The sequence below is a fragment of the Azospirillum sp. B21 genome (assembly GCF_008364825.1).
Lineage (GTDB): Bacteria > Pseudomonadota > Alphaproteobacteria > Azospirillales > Azospirillaceae > Azospirillum.
Window position 1 is genome coordinate 135,958 of record NZ_VTTO01000010.1, and the last position, 18,054, is coordinate 154,011.

The 18,054-nt window shown below is 68.8% G+C and carries 11 protein-coding genes; 1 reads left to right on the forward strand and 10 read right to left on the reverse strand.

What is annotated here, in order from left to right:
• Positions 1 to 311: 311 nt before the first annotated feature.
• The 4 genes from FZ983_RS22315 to FZ983_RS22330 are packed head-to-tail and all read right to left on the reverse strand — an operon-like array spanning position 312 to position 6,108.
• Entirely contained in the window at positions 312 to 2,102 is a 1,791-nt protein-coding gene (locus FZ983_RS22315; RefSeq protein WP_149225683.1) for an acyl-CoA dehydrogenase C-terminal domain-containing protein, read from the reverse strand.
• Positions 2,103 to 2,118: 16 nt separating this feature from the next.
• On the reverse strand, positions 2,119 to 4,458 hold the full coding sequence (locus FZ983_RS22320; protein ID WP_149225684.1) for a 3-hydroxyacyl-CoA dehydrogenase/enoyl-CoA hydratase family protein: 2,340 nt from the start codon (positions 4,456 to 4,458) through the stop codon (positions 2,119 to 2,121).
• Positions 4,459 to 4,483: 25 nt separating this feature from the next.
• Positions 4,484 to 5,620, reverse strand: coding sequence for a thiolase family protein (locus FZ983_RS22325; protein WP_149225685.1), 1,137 nt, complete (start codon positions 5,618 to 5,620; stop codon positions 4,484 to 4,486).
• Positions 5,617 to 6,108, reverse strand: a complete 492-nt coding sequence (locus FZ983_RS22330) for a MerR family DNA-binding transcriptional regulator (protein ID WP_149225686.1) — start codon at positions 6,106 to 6,108, stop codon at positions 5,617 to 5,619. Before FZ983_RS22330 ends, FZ983_RS22325 begins: the two co-directional genes overlap by 4 nt.
• 350 nt (positions 6,109 to 6,458) lie before the next feature.
• Between FZ983_RS22330 and FZ983_RS22335 the strand changes: the two genes are divergently transcribed.
• Positions 6,459 to 6,647, forward strand: a complete 189-nt coding sequence (locus tag FZ983_RS22335; protein ID WP_149225687.1) for a hypothetical protein — start codon at positions 6,459 to 6,461, stop codon at positions 6,645 to 6,647.
• A 54-nt stretch (positions 6,648 to 6,701) separates the two neighbouring features.
• Here the strand turns inward: FZ983_RS22335 and FZ983_RS22340 are convergent, their stop codons facing one another.
• The 6 genes from FZ983_RS22340 to FZ983_RS22365 all read right to left on the reverse strand — a co-directional run bounded on the left by FZ983_RS22340 (position 6,702) and on the right by FZ983_RS22365 (position 18,004).
• Positions 6,702 to 11,480 (reverse strand): alpha-2-macroglobulin, encoded by a 4,779-nt coding sequence (locus tag FZ983_RS22340; RefSeq protein WP_149225688.1) that lies wholly within the window; start codon positions 11,478 to 11,480, stop codon positions 6,702 to 6,704.
• Between the two features lie 166 nt (positions 11,481 to 11,646).
• Complete coding sequence (locus tag FZ983_RS22345; protein WP_149225689.1) at positions 11,647 to 12,810, reverse strand: aminotransferase; 1,164 nt, start codon at positions 12,808 to 12,810, stop codon at positions 11,647 to 11,649.
• A gap of 166 nt (positions 12,811 to 12,976) precedes the next feature.
• A complete protein-coding gene (locus tag FZ983_RS22350) occupies positions 12,977 to 13,267 on the reverse strand; it encodes a hypothetical protein (RefSeq protein ID WP_149225690.1) in 291 nt (96 codons plus the stop codon).
• A 279-nt stretch (positions 13,268 to 13,546) separates the two neighbouring features.
• A complete protein-coding gene (locus FZ983_RS22355) occupies positions 13,547 to 14,026 on the reverse strand; it encodes a hypothetical protein (protein ID WP_149225691.1) in 480 nt (159 codons plus the stop codon).
• A gap of 102 nt (positions 14,027 to 14,128) precedes the next feature.
• Positions 14,129 to 15,904: an SLC13 family permease gene (locus FZ983_RS22360; protein WP_149225692.1), complete on the reverse strand. Its 1,776-nt coding sequence runs from the start codon at positions 15,902 to 15,904 to the stop codon at positions 14,129 to 14,131.
• Between the two features lie 84 nt (positions 15,905 to 15,988).
• Positions 15,989 to 18,004: an AsmA family protein gene (locus FZ983_RS22365; protein WP_247883915.1), complete on the reverse strand. Its 2,016-nt coding sequence runs from the start codon at positions 18,002 to 18,004 to the stop codon at positions 15,989 to 15,991.
• Positions 18,005 to 18,054 lie beyond the last annotated feature (50 nt).

Below are 18,054 nucleotides of genomic sequence, written 5' to 3' on the forward strand. Positions count from 1 at the left end.
CGCCACCCGCATATTCCCTAAAATCCAAAGGATATAGCAGGCACCGGCCGAACGTAATCTCAATTGAGATGTAACACGCAGGGACGAGAGGGAACAACCTGAAATTAACTTTTGTCACGGCTGCGAATGCCGATCGTCTGAGGCAGATGCTCCCCAAGAGTGATATTGCCAAGGGTGTATGACAATTTTAGGTCATTACTCCGAAGCGCATTTCGCGGCCCTCCCGATGGGCGAAAGAAAAGGCCGGACCGGCGCCATGCGGGCGCCGATCCGGCCTGAAGTCGTGCGCCCTGTGGGCGGGCCGGCGCGTGTCAGAAAGCGGCCTCTTCCAGTTCCATCAGCGGCTTGGCGCCGGCGGCTATGGTGATGAACAGGCTGTTTGTCTGCGGCAGCAGTTTGGTCATGTAGAAGCGGGCGGTCTTGATCTTGGCTTCATAGAAGGCGGCATTGCCCTCCCCGGCTTCGAGCTTGGCCTGCGCCCTCTCCACCATCGTCAGCCAGCTCCAGCCCAGCGCCACCAGACCGAACAGGCGCAGATAGTCGCTGGCGGCGGCGCCGGCCTCCTCCGGATCCTTCAGGCCCTTCTGGGCGATCAGGGCGGTGGCCTGCTGCAGCTTGGCGAAGGCCTTGGCCAGCGGCATCACGAACTCACCCAGCTCGTCCTTCTCCATCGCCGCCTCGATGTCGCGGCCGACGGGGTGGAAGAAGTGACGGAGCAGGCGGCCGATGTCCTGCGGCAGCTTGCGGCCGACGAGGTCGAGCGCCTGGATGCCGTTGGTACCCTCATAGATCTGGCAGATGCGGGCGTCGCGGACATACTGCTCGACGCCGGTCTCCCAGATGAAGCCATGGCCGCCATGGACCTGCACGGCGATGTTCGCCGCGTCGAAGCCGATGTCGGTGAACAGCGCCTTGATGATCGGCGTCATCAGCTGGACGAACTCGTCGGCATCGCGGCGGGTGCGGGGGTCCGGGTGCTTTTCCGCCACGTCGAGCTTGTAGGCTGTCAGTGCGCCGAGCGCACGCGCCCCTTCGGCAAAGGCGCGGGCGGTCAGCAGGTTCCGGCGCACGTCCGGGTGGACGATGATCGGGTCGGCAGGCTTGTCCGGCGCCTTCACCCCCGACAGCGACCGGCCCTGGAGCCGTTCGCGGGCGTAATTGACGGCGTTCTGGTACGACACCTCGGCCAGCCCCAGCCCCTGGATGCCCACGGCCAGACGTGCCGCGTTCATCATCACGAACATGGCGCGCATGCCCTTGTGCGGCTCGCCCACCAGCCAGCCGGTGGCGTCCTCGAAGTTCATGACGCAGGTCGACGACGCCTTGATGCCCATCTTGTGCTCGATGGAGCCGCAGGCGACGCCGTTGCGCGCACCCGGCGTGCCGTCGGCGTTCGGCATGAACTTCGGCACCAGGAACAGGCTGATGCCGCGGGTCCCGGCCGGCGCGTCCGGCAGGCGGGCCAGCACCAGATGCAGGATGTTCTCGGTCAGGTCATGCTCGCCGGCCGAGATGAAGATCTTGGTGCCGGTGATCTTGTAGGCGCCCTGCTCGTCGGGAACCGCCTTGGTGCGGATGATGCCGAGGTCGGTGCCGCAATGCGGCTCGGTCAGGCACATGGTGCCGGACCAGGTGCCATCGACCAGCTTGGGCAGGAAGCGCTGCTTCAGCTCGTCCGAGCCGTACATCGCCAGCGCGTTGTAGGCGCCGAGCGACAAGCCGGGATACATGCCGAAGCTGAGGTTGGCGGAGCAGATGAACTCCTCCAGCATGATGTTGACCAGCTTCGGCAGCCCCTGCCCGCCATAGGCCGGGTCGCAGGCCAGCCCCTGCCAGCCGGCGGCGATGTAGGTGTCGTAAGCCTCCTTGAAGCCCTTCGGCGTGCGGACCTCGCCATTCTCGAAATGGCAGCCCTCGCCGTCGCCCGACTGGTTCAGCGGGAACAGCACCTCCTCGCACAGCTTGGCGCCTTCCTCCAGCACCTGGCCGACGAGTTCCGGCGTGGCGTCCTCGTAACCCGGCAGGGCCGACAGCTTGTCCAGACCGACGATCTCGTCCAGGACGAAGCGCACATCCTCAAGCGGAGCCTTGTAGATCGGCATCTCTCGTTCCTCCCCCTCAGTTCCGCAGCGGCTTGCCGGTGAGCAGCATGTGCTCGATCCGGTCGATGGTGCCGCCGGTGCGCACCAGATCCATGAACGCCTCGCGCTCCAGCCGCAGGACATGGTCCTCGCCGACCGGCTTGGAGACGTCGGCCTCCTCGCCGCCGCTCAGCACCTCGGCCAGCGCGGCGCAGACTACCTTGTCGTGCGGCGTGACCTTACCCTGCAGGGCGAAGCCTTCCACCGCGAGCTCCATCGCCGCCTTGGCGCTGGGGCCGGGCAGGATGTAGCTGGTGGTCTTCTCCGGCGGGGTGTAGTCCGCCGCCAGTTCCAGCGCCTTGGCCTTGGCGTCGGCCAGCAGGCGGTCGCGGTTCATGGTGATGCCGTCGGTGGCGCGGAGATACAGCAGCTCCTTGGCCTCGGCCGCCGACTTGGCGACGGTGGCGGTGCTGATGATCTCGAAGGCCTTGGCGATGCCGGGCATCGGACCGCGCGGCGCCTTCGGGTTGGCCTGATGGCGGGCCAGCATCTCGGTGCAGCCGCCCCAGGCCGGGATCAGCCCGACGCCGACCTCGACCAGACCGACATAGGTCTCGGCATGGGCCTGGACATGGTCGGAATGCAGCAGGATCTCGCAGCCGCCGCCGAGCGCCATGCCGCTGGGCGCCGCCACCACCGGAAAGGGCGCGTATTTCAGCGCGCGGTAGGTGCGCTGACCGCCCTCCACCATTTCCTCGATCTGCGGCCACAGGCCGATGTTCAGCGCGAACAGGGCGAGGCCCAGATTGGCGCCGACCGAGAAATTGTCGGCCTCGTTGTGGATGACCAGCGCCTTCCAGTCGCCTTTCCCATCGCCGATCAGGCGCATCGCCTTCTCGTAGGCGGCCATGAAATCGGCGTCGACGGCGTTCATCTTGCTGGTGAACTCGACGCACAGCACGCCGTCGCCGATGTCCCACAGGCTGGCGGAGGCGTTCTTCCACACCGGCTTGCCGGCGGCGCGCTTGATGTCCGACAGCAGCAGCACACCGTCCGGACGCACCACCGTGTCATAGACGCCGGCCGTGGTCAGGTGCTGGAGCTTGCCGCCCTCCACCCGGTAGAAGGGACGCCCGGCGGCGGTCTCAACCAGCGCCGGAACCGGGATGCCTTCGGAGCGGCACAGCTCGGCGAACCACTCGGTGCCCAGCCGGTCGATCAGCTCGAACGGCCCCTGCTTCCAGTTGTAGCCGAGGCGCATGCCCTCATCGACGGCGACGATGCTATCGGCGATCTCCGGCACCAGGCTTGCGGCGTAGGCGAGCGTCTGCGCCAGCACGCGGCGGGCGAAGCGGCCCCCCTTGTCCGGGTGCTCGCACAGCTTGCGCAGGTCGCGGCCGGCGGCGGAGACGCTGTCCAACCGGGCCTTTTCCGACGGGGCATACTCGCCGGTCTGGAGATCGACCGACTCCTTCACCTTGCCGCCGCCGGCCTTGTTGATGCGGTAGAAGCCGCCCTTGCCCTTGCGGCCGGTATAGCCCTCGGCAATCATCCGGGTGATGACCGGGTGGTCGCGCATCTGGCCGCGATAGGCGTCATTGGCCGGCAGGGTGGCCGACATGCTCTTGGCGATGTGCGGCATCAGGTCCAGCCCGACGAGGTCCATCAGGCCGAACACGCCGGTCTTGGGGATGCCCATCGGCCGGCCGCCGACGGCGTCCGCCTCCTCCACCGTCAGGCCCAGGTCCACTGCGGCGTTGACCGCCGCCTGGATCCAGAAGACGCCGATGCGGTTGGCGATGAAGCCCGGCGTGTCCTTGCAGTGGACGACGCCCTTGCCCAGGCGGCGGTCGCAGACGTCGGCGATGGCCGCCAGCGCATCGGCCCGCGTATCGGCGCCGCCGACGATCTCCAGCAGCCGCATGTAGCGCGGCGGGTTGAAGAAGTGGGTGATCAGGAAGTCCTTACGGAACTGTTCGCTCTGCCCCTCCGTCAACACCGCCAGCGGGATGGTGGAGGTGTTGGACGACACCACCGACCCCGCCTTGCGCACCGGGTCGATGCGCTTGTAGAGGTCGGCCTTGATCGCCGGGTTCTCGACGATGGCCTCGACGATCCAGTCGACGTCGGCCAGCAGGTTCAGGTCATCCTCAAAATTGCCGGGAGTGATCAGCTTGGCATTCTTGGAATGCATGAAGGGGGCCGGATCGGTCTTCAGCATCTTGGCCACGGCACCCTTGGCGATGGCGCTGCGGTCCGCACCTTCCTTCGCCGGGATGTCGAGCAGGACGCAGGGGATGCCGGCGTTGGCGAAATGGGCGGCGATGCCGGCGCCCATCACGCCCGCACCGATCACGGCGGCGCGTTCGATCTTCATGGTTTTTCCTCCCCGATCCCGTTCGTCAGACCGCTTCCAGGATGGTGGCGATGCCCTGGCCGCCGCCGATGCACTGGGTGGCCAGCGCGAACTGCTTGCCTTCGCGCTTCAGCAGGGCCGCGGCCTTGCCGGTGATGCGGGCGCCGGTGGCTCCCAGCGGATGGCCGAGCGCCAGCGCGCCGCCGTCCGGGTTGATGCGGGACGGGTCGATGTCGAGATCGCGCATGCAGGCGATGGCCTGGGACGAGAAAGCCTCGTTGATCTCGATGATGTCGATGTCGTTGATCGACAGGCCGGCGCGGGCCAGCGCCTTGCGGGTTGCCGGGACCGGACCCAGCCCCATCAGTTCCGGCGCGCAGCCGGCGACGGCGACCGAGCGGATCTTCGCCAGGATCGGCAGGCCGTTGGCCTTGGCATACTCCTCCGTCGTCACCAGCACGGCGGCGGCGCCGTCGGTCAGCGGCGAGGAGGTGCCGGCGGTCACGGTGCCGTCGGCGGTGAAGGCCGGCTTCAGGCCCGACAGGCTGTCGGCGTTGGTGCCGGGACGGATGCAGCCGTCCTTGTCGACCAGCCCACTTGGGGTCTGGATGCCGACGATCTCATCGGCCATGCGGCCGGAAGCCTGCGCCGCGGCGGCCTTGGCGTGGGAGGCGACGGCCAGCGCCTCCTGCTCGGCGCGGGAGATGGCGTATTGGCGGGCGACGTTCTCCGCGGTGATGCCCATCGAGCAGTAGGCTTCCGGATAGGAGGCCTTCAGCGCCGGGTTCGGCATCGGGTTGAAGCCCATGATCGGCACGCGGGTCATCGATTCGACGCCGCCGCAGACGAACACCTCGCCGGCACCCATCTGGATGGCGCCAGCCGCCTGATGGATCGACTGCATCGACGAGCCGCAATAGCGGTTCACCGTGGTGGCCGCCGCCGTCTGCGGCAGCTTGGCCAGGAAGGAGATGGTGCGGGCGACGTTCAGCCCCTGCTCGCCCTCGGGGAAGGAGCAGCCGACGATGACGTCCTCGACATCCTCGGTCTTCAGGCCGGTGCGCTCCACCAGCGCCGCGATGACGCGGGCCAGCAGTTCGTCGGGGCGGACCTTGGTCAACTCGCCCTTGTGGGCGAAGGCGAAGGGCGAACGGGCATAACCGGCGATGACGACCGACTTCATGAGTGCTTCTCCTCCATGTCCTGCGTCTCCGTGATGCCGTTGCGGCGAAGATGCTCGGAGATCTGGGTGTCGATGGTGCAAAGCTCCGCCAGCGTCTGCTGGACGTCGGCGAGCTGCTGTTCAAGCGCGGAAATCCGGCGGCGCGCGATGTTGCGCATGTAGCGCATCTGTTCGATCTGAGCGTCGTCGGTGTCGTAGAGGTTCAGGAAATCCTTGATTTCGGCCAGGCTGAAGCCCAGCCGCTTGCCCCGGCAGATCAGCGCCAGCCGGGCGCGGTCGCGGTGGCCGTAGACACGGGCGCCTCCGGGGGCGCTGCCGACCCGCTCCGGCGTCAGCAGCCCTTCGTCCTCGTAATGGCGGATGGTGCGGTGGGTCAGACCGAACTCCCCGGCCAATTCGCCGATGGCAAGCCGAGGGCTGGACATGCGGCTGTTCTCCGCGCCCTCCCCGGTCTCCGCCATACCGTAGCCGACCGAAAGCCGATCCACTCCGTTCGCTCCCTTCCTTGACGTTTACGTAAAGGTAAGGTCGATGCCGCATGCTGTCAACAGACTTGTTGACCAAGCCAACCAGTTTGGCGAGCCACCCTTCCATACCCTTGGGCAGGCAACTGTTCAGCCACTGACGGGTGCGGCGCCCCCGCGCAGTGACAGGATGCCACGCCCCGTTCAGCATTGCGGCTGTGGCAGGCTTTGCCCAGGACACGACGAGCCCCGCCGGTTCCCCGATTTCATATGGGAAGCGGATACGGCGCCGGACAGACGGTCAGAAGGCCGCGGCGGGTTCAGGGTGGGTCGACGGTTTTCGGCGGATCAGGACAGGGGATAGGAGACAACCCATGTCGGCGCGCGCCATCGTATCGCTAGGCGTCTGGATATTGGCCATGGTGCTGCTCGGCACCATGACGGTCGGCCTTGCGCTGGCCTTCTACGTGCTGCTGACCCTGTGCTTCGCAGTGGTGGTCGCAGGCCTGACCCTGCTCGTCCGGCGGCGGGAAAGCCATCGGGGCGAGCAGAGCTATCTTTAGGCACGGTATTGCAATCAAGGGGCGCCGGTCGGCGCCCCTTGAGCTTTGTTCACTTCACTCCGGCAGCACGCGCAGGCGGGACACCGCGGTGCGGGCGGACAGGTGGGGCCGCTGCAGGTCCTGAACCTGCGCGCCAGGGACCGCGAAGTCGCCAGGGGTGACGGCGCGGACCAGATAGACCAGCCGGAAGCGGGGGGCCGCCTTCGGCAAATCGACGGCGGCCAGGAAACGGTCGTCGCGGAACTCCACATTGCGGACCGACGACAACTCGCCGAGCCAGGACAGCTTGCCGAGCTGGCCGCTGTTGGCGAGCCGGACATTCTCGATCTCGAAGCCGGCAGGCAGCGGGTCGCTGACCAGCACCGAATGATCGAGCGGGTCACCGACCTCACCCTCCAGGATCACCACCAGCAGGTCGTTGTGGCGGACGCCGGCCGGGTCGACCGGACGGCCTGCCATGTCGAACAGGCGGCGGCGGATGGTCATCCCCTGTTCTTCCGCTCCGGCCGGCTGGTCGGGTACGCCGGCCACCGAGACGGTCTGCCGGACTTCGCCGCCCAGGTTGCGGATCGCCGGCGGTGCGGCCGGGTCGATCCGCAGGATCTGGGGCTTGGCGTTCTCCACCGTCTGGTCGCCGATGGCGAGCTTCATCGGGGCGGCACGGTCGATCAGAGCCTTGGACGCCAGCAGCAGCCAAGCCTGTTCCTGCGGGTTGGTGGTGCGGACCGCGGCAAAAGTCTTCGCCACGCGCTCGGCCGCCTGGAAGATGCGGTCGCGGTCGACCGCCCCGCTTTCCGCCAGCAGCGCGACCACGCCGGCCTCGTCCCGCAGGGAGGAACCATGGTCGCGCAGGCTGGCCGACACCATCCGGGCACCGGTCAGCTTGGCGAAGGCGTCGGCGGCAGCCGGCTGATCGCCCAGCACGGCGGCGGCGGCGGCGATCTGCGCCCGGCCGAAGTCGGTCGGCAGCCGGTCCCAGTAGTTCTCACGGAAATAACGTAGCGCGCCGGCATCGATCAGCTTCGCCCGCGCCAGCACATACAGGGCATAGGCGCGGCCCGGCAGGTCGGCGGTCTCGACCCAGGCGTTGTCGACCGCCTGCTTCATCCAGTCCAGCCCCTTGCGGTAGGGCTGGTCGGGGATGCGATAGCCCGCAGCCTTGGCGCGGCCCAGCACGTCGACCGCGTAGGCGGTCAGCCACGGGTCGAGATCGCCCTTCGGCGACCATGCTGCGAAGGCGCCGTCCGCACGCTGGAAGGTCAGCAGACGGTCGATACCGCGCTGGACACGTGCCTTGATCCGGTCCTCCGGCGCGATGCCCAGGCCGGCGGCGACATCGGGCATCGACAGCAGCGGCAGGATGCGGCTGGCGGTCTGCTCCGCCCCGCCCGGTGCCGCCCGGTCGAGCGCGAAGAGCAGGCCCGGCACGTCGAGATCCGGCAGCGGAGCCACCACGGCACCGACGGACAGGGTTTCCGGCCGCAATCCGGCGGTGAAATCGGGCGGGAGGGTCAGGCTCTTGTCGGTGGGCAGGGCGGCGACGGTGCGGCGCGACACCAGCGGCGAGGCCGGGCGCACGGTGACGTCCCAGCGCCGGGTGACGCGGACGCCGTCCGGACCGGTGACGTCCAGGGTGACATGGCCGGCGCCCACGGCGGTGGCGGTCAGCACCCGGCCAGCGGTCGCCCGCTTGCCGCGCGCCAGCTTCGGAACCTCCAGCTCGGTGCCGCCCTCACCCTGGAGGATGGAGACGGCACCCTCGGCGGTCAGGGTCATGCGGTAATCGCCGGACGGGCCGTTCAGGTTGTCGAGCGACAGCATCACCTGCGCCGTGTCGCCCGGGGCGAGGAAGCGCGGCAGCACTGCGTCGGCGACGACCGGATCGCGGACCAGCATCTGGCTTTCGGCATGGCCGATCCGGCCCTCGCTCCAGGCGACGGCCATCAGGCGCAGGCGGCCCTGGAAATCGGGCAGATCGAAGGGAACCGAGACCTTGCCGTCGGCTCCCACGGTCAGGATGCCGGAATAGAGCGAGACCACCCGTTCCGACTTGGGCGGCACCAGCCCGGCGACCTGACGCAGGCGCGGAGCCGGCGCGGCCGGCGGCCGGGTGGCATCCAGGCTGGCCGGATCGATCAGGCGGCCATAGGAATCGCGCATCTCCACGGTCAGCGGCCGCTTGCCCAGATAGTGGCGGGCCGGATCGGGAGACGGCTGGTCGGTCAGCTGCATCACCGATTCGTCGACGGCGGCCAGCGTCACGAAGGCCTGCTTGCCCTCGGCGATGCCGTCCACCGTGATGTCGGCAGTCAGGGCGCGGCGCGGCTCCATCTCCGCCGGGGCGGACAGGCGGATGTCCAGCGTGCGCGGCGCCTTGTCCATCGCCAGCCAGGCGAGGCCGACCGCGCGGCGCGGCGGCTTCTTCGATTGGGGATCGGAGGTGGCGAAGGCGGTCGCCAGCACATGGGCGCCGCTGGTCCAGCCCTGCCCGACCGGGATTTCCAGGAAGGCGCCCTGCGTGCCGATGGCGCGGGTGACGGCATAGGTCACGCCGCGGTCGGCCACCGCCACCAGGACTTGGCTGTCATAGGGCGGCTTGACGAAGACCCAGGCGCTTTCCCCGGCGCGGTAGCCCGGCATCATCACCGAGACGTCGACGGCGTCCGGCCGCTCCCCGGCTGTCGGGGTCATCCACCAGCCGGCGGCAAAGCGCACGCTGGTGGCGACGCCGGTCTTGGGATCGAACACCTCCAACCGGTAGCGTCCGGCGGCGACCGGAGCCTCCACCGCGGTCGGGCTGCCGGTCTGGGCCGACAGGGTGCCGCCGGTCACGCGCTGGTCCTTCACCGTGACCTTGTAGTCCCAGCGGCCGTTGGCCTCGTACCAGGCGTAGTCGTACTCCTCCTCGAAGAGCTCGTAGGAGAGGTCGGCATGGTCGGTCGGCTTGCCGTCCGGGCCGACGGCGATCACCTCGAACCCGGCGGTGGCGCCTTCCGGCACGCCGTCGCCCTCGAAGCGCGGCTTGATGCCGATGGCGAAGGGCTGATGGCGCACCGGCAGGACGAAGTCGCGTCCGACCGGACGGCCGCCGATGTCGAACAGGGTGGCGCGCACCACCGCTTCCAGCGGGCGGGTGCTTTCGGGCGGACGCGGCAGCTTGACCTTCAGGCGGGCCGAGCCGTTGGAGTCGGTGATGAAGCCCGGCAGATCGGCGCGGGCCGGCTTCACGTCCTCCTGCGCCAGACCGAAATGGTAGCCCGGCAGGTTGGGATAGGGGTTGACCGCGGCGCGCAGGGCGACCGTCAGCTCTCCCGGCAGGCCCGAGGCCGGCGCGCCGTACAGATAGTGGCTGTCGAGAGCGACATCGGCCTCGCCATCGGCCGCCAGTTCCGTCGTCCGGGAGGACAGCGACAGGTCCAGCCGCGGGGGCACGAAATCCTCCAGCAGGAACTCGGCCCTGCCGATGGCCGGACCGTCGGGCTCGGCATGGGCGGTGACCATCCAGCTGCCGGGGAAGGCGTTCATCGGCAGGTCGATGCGGGTGGCGTAGCCGCCGGCTCCGCTGTCGGTCAGGGTGCGCCGTTCAACCTCGAACCCGTCGGGGCGCAGGACCCGGATGGTCAACGCCTTGCCGGCGGGCGGATTCAGGTCGGTGTCGCGCAGCAGGGCGGTCAATTGCACCGTCTCGCCCGGCCGGTAGATTCCGCGCTCGGTATAGAGATAGGCGTCGAACCCGCCGGTCATCGGACGGGCGATTGGGGCCGGCTTGTCCGGCGTCTCGGCCGAAGGAGCGCCGCCGGCGGTCAGGTCCAGAACGGCGAAGTCGCCGTCGCCGCGCGCTGCGAACAGGGCCTGCACCGGCTCTGTCCCGGCGGCGCGCAAGGCGGCGAGGTCGAAGCGGCCGAGCCCGTCCTCCCCGGTCTGGACGCGGCCCAGTTCGGACCCATTGCGGGCGACCAGACGCAGCTCCACACCCGCGGCGGGGCTGGCGCTCTGGACGGAGCGGGCGAAGACCACCAGCGAATCGTCGCCGAGGATGGTATTGAGGCCGAGGTCGGACACCACGAACCACTGGGTCGCCTTGCGGTCCCAGCCGCCCGGCTTGATCTCGTCGGCGCCGGCGACGGCGACATAGACGCCGGGCTCCAGCTTGCCCAGCACGGCGTCGATCGGGAAGGCGGTGGTGACGCTGCGGTTCGGCTGGTTGCCGATGCCCATCTCGCCGCGCCAGACCTCCTGCCCCGACTTGTCGAGAATCTCGCCGATGTCGTAGTCGGTCATCTGCTGGGTGATGCGGCCGAAATAGATCTTCTCGACCAGCGCCCGGTCGGCGATGCGCAGCACCTGCAGCTTCGCCCGGTCCAGGTTGATCGAGCGCAGCGGCAGCCCGTCCGACCCGACGCGCGGCAGGATGTAGCCGGCTCCGCGGAAAGCCAGCGAGGGCTTGCGGTTGGGCACCTGCACCTCGCGGGTGTCGGCGGCCGGCAGCCGCTTGCCGTCGATGCCCGGCAGCCCGTCCTTCAGCGTGACGCGGTAGGCCTCGCCATGGCGCAACCCCTCCACGCACAGGGTGCGGTCGCGGGCGATGGCGGCACCGTCGACCGCCGGCTCCACCGCCACATAGTCGCGGTAGTTGACGGCGCGCGAGCGCTCCAGCCGGTCGGTGAAGGTGAAGCAGGCCTGGGGCGTATCACGCTCCGCCACCACCTCCACGCCCGACACGCCGAAGGGCACCGGCTCGGCCGGAGGATCGGCGGCGAAGGTCCGGGAAACGGTGTACGTGCCGGAGCACGCGACGAGGACGGCACAGACACGCGCCAGCGCACGCAACATTCGAGACAGGCCCCAATTCCGCGGGTGGGTCCGAAACCGCAAGACCGGGGACAGCCCTGGCGTCGGCTCGGACCTGGACAAAACCGGCGGGAGTATGCCCAAGCGGCTGGGGTTTCGCCATGGCTTTGCGGCAGGGGCGTGCAGATCGCTCCCGCCGCGGCAACGCCTAGCTGCCCGCGAAGCGGTTCCGCAGGCGGGCGATGGCCTCGTCCAGCACCTCGTCCCGCTTGGAGAAGCAGAAGCGCACGACGCTGGTCGGCGCATTCTCCACGAAGAAGGCGCTGACCGGGATGGCGGCGACCTTCGCCTCCGCCACCAGCCAGCGGCAGAAGGCCTGATCGTCGCCGTCGAAGCCGAAGCGGCCGATGTCGGCGGCGACGAAATAGGTGCCGGCGCTGGGCAGCACCTCGAATCCGACGGAGGCGAGCCCGGCGGCCAGCCGGTCGCGCTTGGCCTGCAGCCCGGCGGCCAGCCCGGTGAAATAGCCCTCCTCCTTGCCCAGCCCATAGGCGACGGCGGCCTGGAGGTTCGGCGGGGTGGTGAAGGTCAGGAACTGGTGGGCCTTCGCCACCGGCTGCAGCAGATGCGGGGCGGCGGTGACGTAGCCGACCTTCCATCCGGTCAGCGAGAAGGTCTTGCCGGCCGAGCCGATCTTCAGGCAGCGGTCGCGCATGCCCGGCAGGGTCATCAGCGGGATATGGCGGCGTCCGTCGAAGACGATGTGCTCGTACACCTCGTCGCAGACGGCGAAGGCGTCATGGCGCTGGACGAACTCGGCGATCAGCTCCAGCTCCGCCCGGTCGAAGACCTTGGCCGCCGGGTTCAGCGGGTCGTTGATCAGCACCAGCTTGGTCCGCGGCGAGAAGGCGGCCTCCAGGTCGGCGCGGCTGAAGCTCCAGTCCGGCGCCTTCAGCGAGACGAAGCGCGGCACGCCGCCGGCCAGCCGGACAATGGGCAGATAGCTGTCGTACATCGGCTGGAACAGCACCACCTCATCGCCCGGATTGATCAGGCCGAGCAGGCAGGCGGTCAGCGCCTCGGTGGCGCCGGAGGTGACCATCGTCTCGGTCTTCCAATCGACGTCCAGGCCGTAGAAGCGCTGGGCATGGGCGGCAAGCGCCTGCCGCAGGTCGGGCGTGCCCATCATCGACGGATATTGGTTCCAGCCCTGGAGCAGCGCGTCGGCCGCGGTCTGCAGCACGTCGGCCGGCCCACGGTCGTCGGGGAATCCCTGGCCCAGGTTCATCGCGCCATGCTCTTCCGACAGGCGGGACATGACCTCGAAAATGGTGGTGCCATAGCTGGACAGCAGCGCGTTGCCCGACTTCACCGCAAACCCTCCTGATGCGAACGGACGCACAAGATGGAGGCTGCGGGGCGCGGCTGTCCAGTGCCCGCTTCCGCAGGGCAGACCGCGGGCGGCCAATGGGGCGAATGGAACGTTTGAAACGGTGTGGAACGGTTTTCCGCCGGTGTTCCACTGTTCAACCGGCCGTTCAGCCGCGGGCCATCTTGCGCAGGCGGCGCTCGCGAAGCTTCACACGGATGCGTTCCACTGGGCTGAACACGCGGGGATAGCGGCGCTTGCTGCGCACGAAAAGGCGGCGGGCGTCGGCGGAGTTGCGCAGCACGAGAATGCCGCCGAGCAGCATCACCGGCAGCCCGCCGGGACCGGGCAGAGGCGCCAGCAGCAGGCCGAACAGGATGATGGTGCATCCGGCGCCGATCAGTGCCAGCTGGCGCACACGCGCGAAAGACAGCGTCTGGGCGGTATCGGGAGGACTCATCTGTGGTTCGCTAGGCTCCATGCTTCCGTTGCCCTGCATATGGGCCGGACGGTGGCAGGCGAAAAGCCCCCCTCCCCTTGCGGGCTACGGGATGCAAAGGTCCTCGACCTCGAAAGGATCCCCTCTCCCCCCCGGGGAGAGGGTTAGGGTGAGGGGGACGCGAGGCGAGGATGTTCAAGAAACGTGACGTACCGGCACTTCAATTTGCGTCACGCTGTGCATCCCCCTCACCCCGACCCTCTCCCCGGGGGGGAGAGGGGGATTTTGCGGCTCACCCCCTCAATGCAGCGTCCGTGCCGGCTCCGGACGGGCGCCGCGCAGGCGGGCGGGGTCGAGGCGGCTGAGGGCGGCGTCGCGCTCGGCGGGCTTGGGTTCCCAGCCGAATTCGCGGATCAGCTGGTCGCGGGCGGCATCCGCGCGGCGGGACAGGCGGACGGACTCCTCGTGACGGGCGTCCCGCCGGGGCAACGCGACGCGGCGGTCGGCGCAGCTTTCCAGCATCAGGCGGATCATCCGCTCACGCTTGGCGGCGTCGACATAGCCCATCTGGTCGAAATACAGCTTGGTGAAGGCCAGTTCGGTGACGCGGGCGTGGGTCTTGCGGTCGCCGACGATCACCGCGGCCACGAGTTCCACGCAGCGCCCGGCGAAATGCGGCAGCGGGGCCGTGCCGTCGTCGGCCCGGTCGAGCAGGCTGCTCGGCAGGTCGACCAGCCGGCCGGTCACGTCCTTCACCAGATAGCGGCGCCACACCGACATATCGGCCTCCCGTCAGGCTTCAGCCCCAGGGAGAAGCCTACACCAGACGGAAGGAGAACGGAACCGGTCCGCGAGACACGAATCCGTGAACGGACGCGTTTCTCAGCGCGGTGCCAGCGGCCAGAACACCGCGATGGCCGTCGTGCCCAGGATCACGACCATGATCGACAGCGGCAGCCCCAGCCGCCAGTAGTCGCCGAAGCGGTAGCCGCCCGGCCCCATCACCAGCGTGTTGCACTGGTGGCCGATGGGGGTGAGGAAGTCGCAGCCCGCCCCAATCGCCACCGCCATCAGGAAAGCGTCCGGCCGCAGCCCGAGATGGGTGGCGAGGCTGGCGCCGATCGGCGCCATCACCAGCACGGTGGCGGCATTGTTCAGGAAGGGCGTCACCGCCATCGCCGCCACCATGATCATGGCGAGCGCACCGACGGGCGGCAGTCCCTGAGAAATGTCCGACAGGAAACTGGCGATCAGCTCGCTGCCGCCGGTGGTGCGCAGGGTCTCGCTGACCGGGATCAGGGAGCCGAGCAGGACCAGGATCGGCCATTCCACCGACTCGTAGGCCTCGCGCAGGCTGACCACCTTCAGCGCCATCATCGCCACCGCCGCCCCGAAGAAGGCGATGGCGACCGGAACCAGCCCGGTGGCGACCAGCACCACGGTCAGCCCCAGTACCGCGACCGCTGCTGCGCGCTTGGGCGTGCGGCCGATGGCGAGATCGCGCTCGGCCAGCGGCAGGCAGCCCAGTTCGGCCAACGTGTCCGCCATGGCCGCCTCCCGCCCCTGCAGGACCACCAGATCGCCCGATTGCAGGCGGACGCGGCGCAGCCGCTGGCGAATCGGCCGCCCGCGCCGGCTGATCGCCAGCAGGTTGGCGCCGAAGCGCTCGCGCAGGTTCACCTCCTCGATGCTGTGGCCGATCATGGTGGAGCGCTGCTCGACCACCGCCTCGACCAGGACGATGTCGTCCTCCTTCTCGACCCCCTCCAGATCCTTGTCGTGCACCATCTTCAATCCGGCGCGCTTGACCAGATCCGCCAGCGCCGTGGTGTCGCCCTCCAGCACCAGGATGTCGTCGGCGAACAGCACCCAATGGCCCGATGGCACATAGCGGCGGTAATTCTCGCGCACGATGGCGGCGAGCGTCACCTCTCCCTCGCTGACGGCCTCCAACTCCGCGACCGTGCGGCCGACGAACTGGGAACCGGCGGGCAGCCGCGCCTCCGCCGTGTAATCGTCGATGTTGAAGGCCGGACCCGCCGACGCCGTCCGCCCCTTGGGCAGCAACCGGTAGCCGACCGTCAGGAAGGCGACGCCGAACACCGCGATCACCAGCCCGACCGGCGTGAAATCGAACATATGGAAGGGCTCGCCCGTCATCTCGGCGCGCAGGCGCGACACGATGACGTTCGGAGAGGTGCCGACCAGGGTCATCAGCCCGCCCATCAGCGAGCCGAAGGCCATCGGCATCAGCAGCATCGACACCGGCGTGCCGGTCCGCCGCGCAACCTGCAGGGCGATGGGCATGAAGATGGCGAGCGCGCCGATGTTCTTGACGATGGCCGACAGCAATGTGACCGCCCCGGCCAGGACGGCGACCTGCATCCACACCGTCGTCATGCGGGCGGCCAGCGGCCGCATCGCCGCCTCGACCACGCCGGACCGGCCGATGGCGGCACTGATCACCAGGGCGGAGCCGACGATGATCACGATGTCGTCGGAGAAGCCCTGGAAGGCCTCCTTCGTCGGGACGATCCCGACCGCCACCGAGGCGAGCAGGGCAATCATGCCGACGAGGTCGTAGCGCAGCCGGTCCCAGATCAGCAGCGCGATCACCGCGCCGATGATGCCGAACGATAACATCTGGTCGAAGGTCATTGGGAAAGGCGGCGTCCTTCCTGTCCGGTTTCCAAGGCTGCCCCGTGGAAAGGGGGCCGGACAGGAAGATCGCGGAACAGTCGGTCAGCGCGCCGAACCCGACGCCTTCCCCTCCCCGCGGCCGTTGCCCGACTTGCCGGACGCCGGCGCTCCCTTGTTGGGGGAACGGGCGTCCTGCACCAGCCGGCCACACTGTGGCTGCTCATCACTGCCTGGGTCAAGGAAGGGCAGCACGCCGGCCAGCGGGGTCAGCAGCACGCCCAGCGCCACCGCCGCGGCGCCGCGCGCGGCCGACTCGGTGGGATCCACGCCGATGTCGGGGTTGCCCAGCGTGCCGCCGACCAGCACCGGCACATGGGTGGCGAACACCTGCGGCGACTTGGAATCGCCGACGATCCGCAGGTCGAGCGCCTCGTTGCGCAGGCTGATCGTCCCCTTGCCGGTGACCAGCGTTTCGGGCGTGTCCAGCACCAGCGCCTCGGCGCGGGCGATGCCGTTCTCCACCGACAGGTTGCCGACCAGACAGTTGAAGGGCAGCGGCTCCGACCCGGAGAGCACGACGCCCAGCGTCTCCAGGATGTTGGTCTTCAGCCCCTTGACCGCGAGGCTGGTGATTCGCCCGCCATCGACCGAAACGCCGACCTTGCCGTCGGAGGTCGCCAGCAGGTCGGCCACCGTCTTCCCTGTCCCTGCCAGCTGGATGCGGCCGGCCACCGTGCCGCCGACCTGGCCGGCGAAGGAGGTCTCGCTGAAGAAGGACGACAGCTTCATGGAGCGGATGTCCAGGTTGGTGCGCAGGGCCGGAACCTTGCGGCTGCCGTCCACCTGCACCGTGCCGGCAATCCGCCCGCCGCCGATGCCCAGCGACAGCGGGTCGAAATGAAGGTCGCCGTTGGTCAGCTTGACGCGCATGTCCAGGTCCTGGAGCGGCGCGAAGGGCGCCTCCACCCTCTTGCCGCGCAGGCGGACGTCCATGTCGGTGTTGCGCAGCTTCTCCACGTTGATCGGGGTGGCGGGGATGACCCGGTTGTTGCCGCGAGTCGGGTAATCGTCGCTGCCGCGCGGCGAGGCGCCGACGAGGCCGGCCAGATCCTGCGCCGCCAGCCGGTTGGAGATCAGGTCGGCCTTCACCATCGGCCTCTCGCCGTTGGTGTCGACCGACAGGTCGCCCGACAGGTCGCTCTCGCCGACCTTGCCGTTCATGCCGTGGAAGGCCCATAGCCCCCCTTCGCGAGACAGGTGGCCGGAAATGGAATAGGGGCGCGTCTTCGGCGTCGGGATGCCGAGGATCGGGAAGATCTCCGCCAGATCGTTGCCGCTGAGCGCCACCGACAGGTCGATGCCTTCCATCTTCACCGGCTCCGCCATCGAGCCCTCGATGCGGCCCTTGGTCTTGCCGACGGCGGCCTCGATCTTCATCGGATAGGGCTTGGGGTCGTCGCGCAGGTAGAGCAGTGATCCGCCTTCCGCCGCCAGGGTGAAGGGCTTTCCGGCGAAGTTGCCCTTGCCGTTCAGCTGCACCGTGTCGTCGTCGTTGCCGCCGGTGGCGGTGTTGATGGTGTTGTCGATGTCGATGTCGCTGGTGGGATCGCGGTAGCGAATCCGGCCGTCGGCGATCACCAGCCGTTCGATCACCGGGATGTCGCCGCGGTCGTCGGGGGTCGCGGCCTCCTTCGCCACCGCCTTCTCCGCGTTGGGCGGGCCGAAATTCCAGTTGGCCTCGCCCTTGTCGTTCTTCTCCAGGATCAGCTTGGGGCCCTGGAACTTCAGCTCCGGCAATTCCCAGTCGCCGCGCAGCAGGGGCCAGAGCCGCAGCGTGGCGTCCAGCGCCTGGATCGCCACCATGTCCTTGTCCCCACCCTGCTCCTGCGCCCATTGGGCGTTGGCGACGCGGAGGCCTTCGACATGGATGCGGATCGGGTTGCCGAGATGGACGCGCAGGTCGCCGTCGATCGCGACTTCGCGGTTCAGCGCGGCCGAGGCGCGGCGGGCGACGAAGCCGCGGGCGTCGTTCCAGTCGAACAGCAGCAGCACCGCGCCGACGCCGACCACGGCTAGGCCGACCAGCCCCAGCAGGCCGTAGCCGATCCACTTGAACACCGATCCCGCTCCCGCTGCCATTACTCCGCCCCTCCCCTCCGCAAACGGTC

What these genes read in the sequence shown, in the direction of transcription:
- FZ983_RS22315 (WP_149225683.1), bottom strand. Translation starts at nt 2,102, where the DNA reads ATGCCGATCTACAAGGCTCCGCTTGAGGATGTGCGCTTCGTCCTGGAC.
- FZ983_RS22320 (WP_149225684.1), bottom strand. Translation starts at nt 4,458, where the DNA reads ATGAAGATCGAACGCGCCGCCGTGATCGGTGCGGGCGTGATGGGCGCC.
- FZ983_RS22325 (WP_149225685.1), bottom strand. Translation starts at nt 5,620, where the DNA reads ATGAAGTCGGTCGTCATCGCCGGTTATGCCCGTTCGCCCTTCGCCTTC.
- FZ983_RS22335 (WP_149225687.1), top strand. Translation starts at nt 6,459, where the DNA reads ATGTCGGCGCGCGCCATCGTATCGCTAGGCGTCTGGATATTGGCCATG.
- FZ983_RS22340 (WP_149225688.1), bottom strand. Translation starts at nt 11,480, where the DNA reads ATGTTGCGTGCGCTGGCGCGTGTCTGTGCCGTCCTCGTCGCGTGCTCC.
- FZ983_RS22350 (WP_149225690.1), bottom strand. Translation starts at nt 13,267, where the DNA reads ATGAGTCCTCCCGATACCGCCCAGACGCTGTCTTTCGCGCGTGTGCGC.
- FZ983_RS22355 (WP_149225691.1), bottom strand. Translation starts at nt 14,026, where the DNA reads ATGTCGGTGTGGCGCCGCTATCTGGTGAAGGACGTGACCGGCCGGCTG.
- FZ983_RS22360 (WP_149225692.1), bottom strand. Translation starts at nt 15,904, where the DNA reads ATGACCTTCGACCAGATGTTATCGTTCGGCATCATCGGCGCGGTGATC.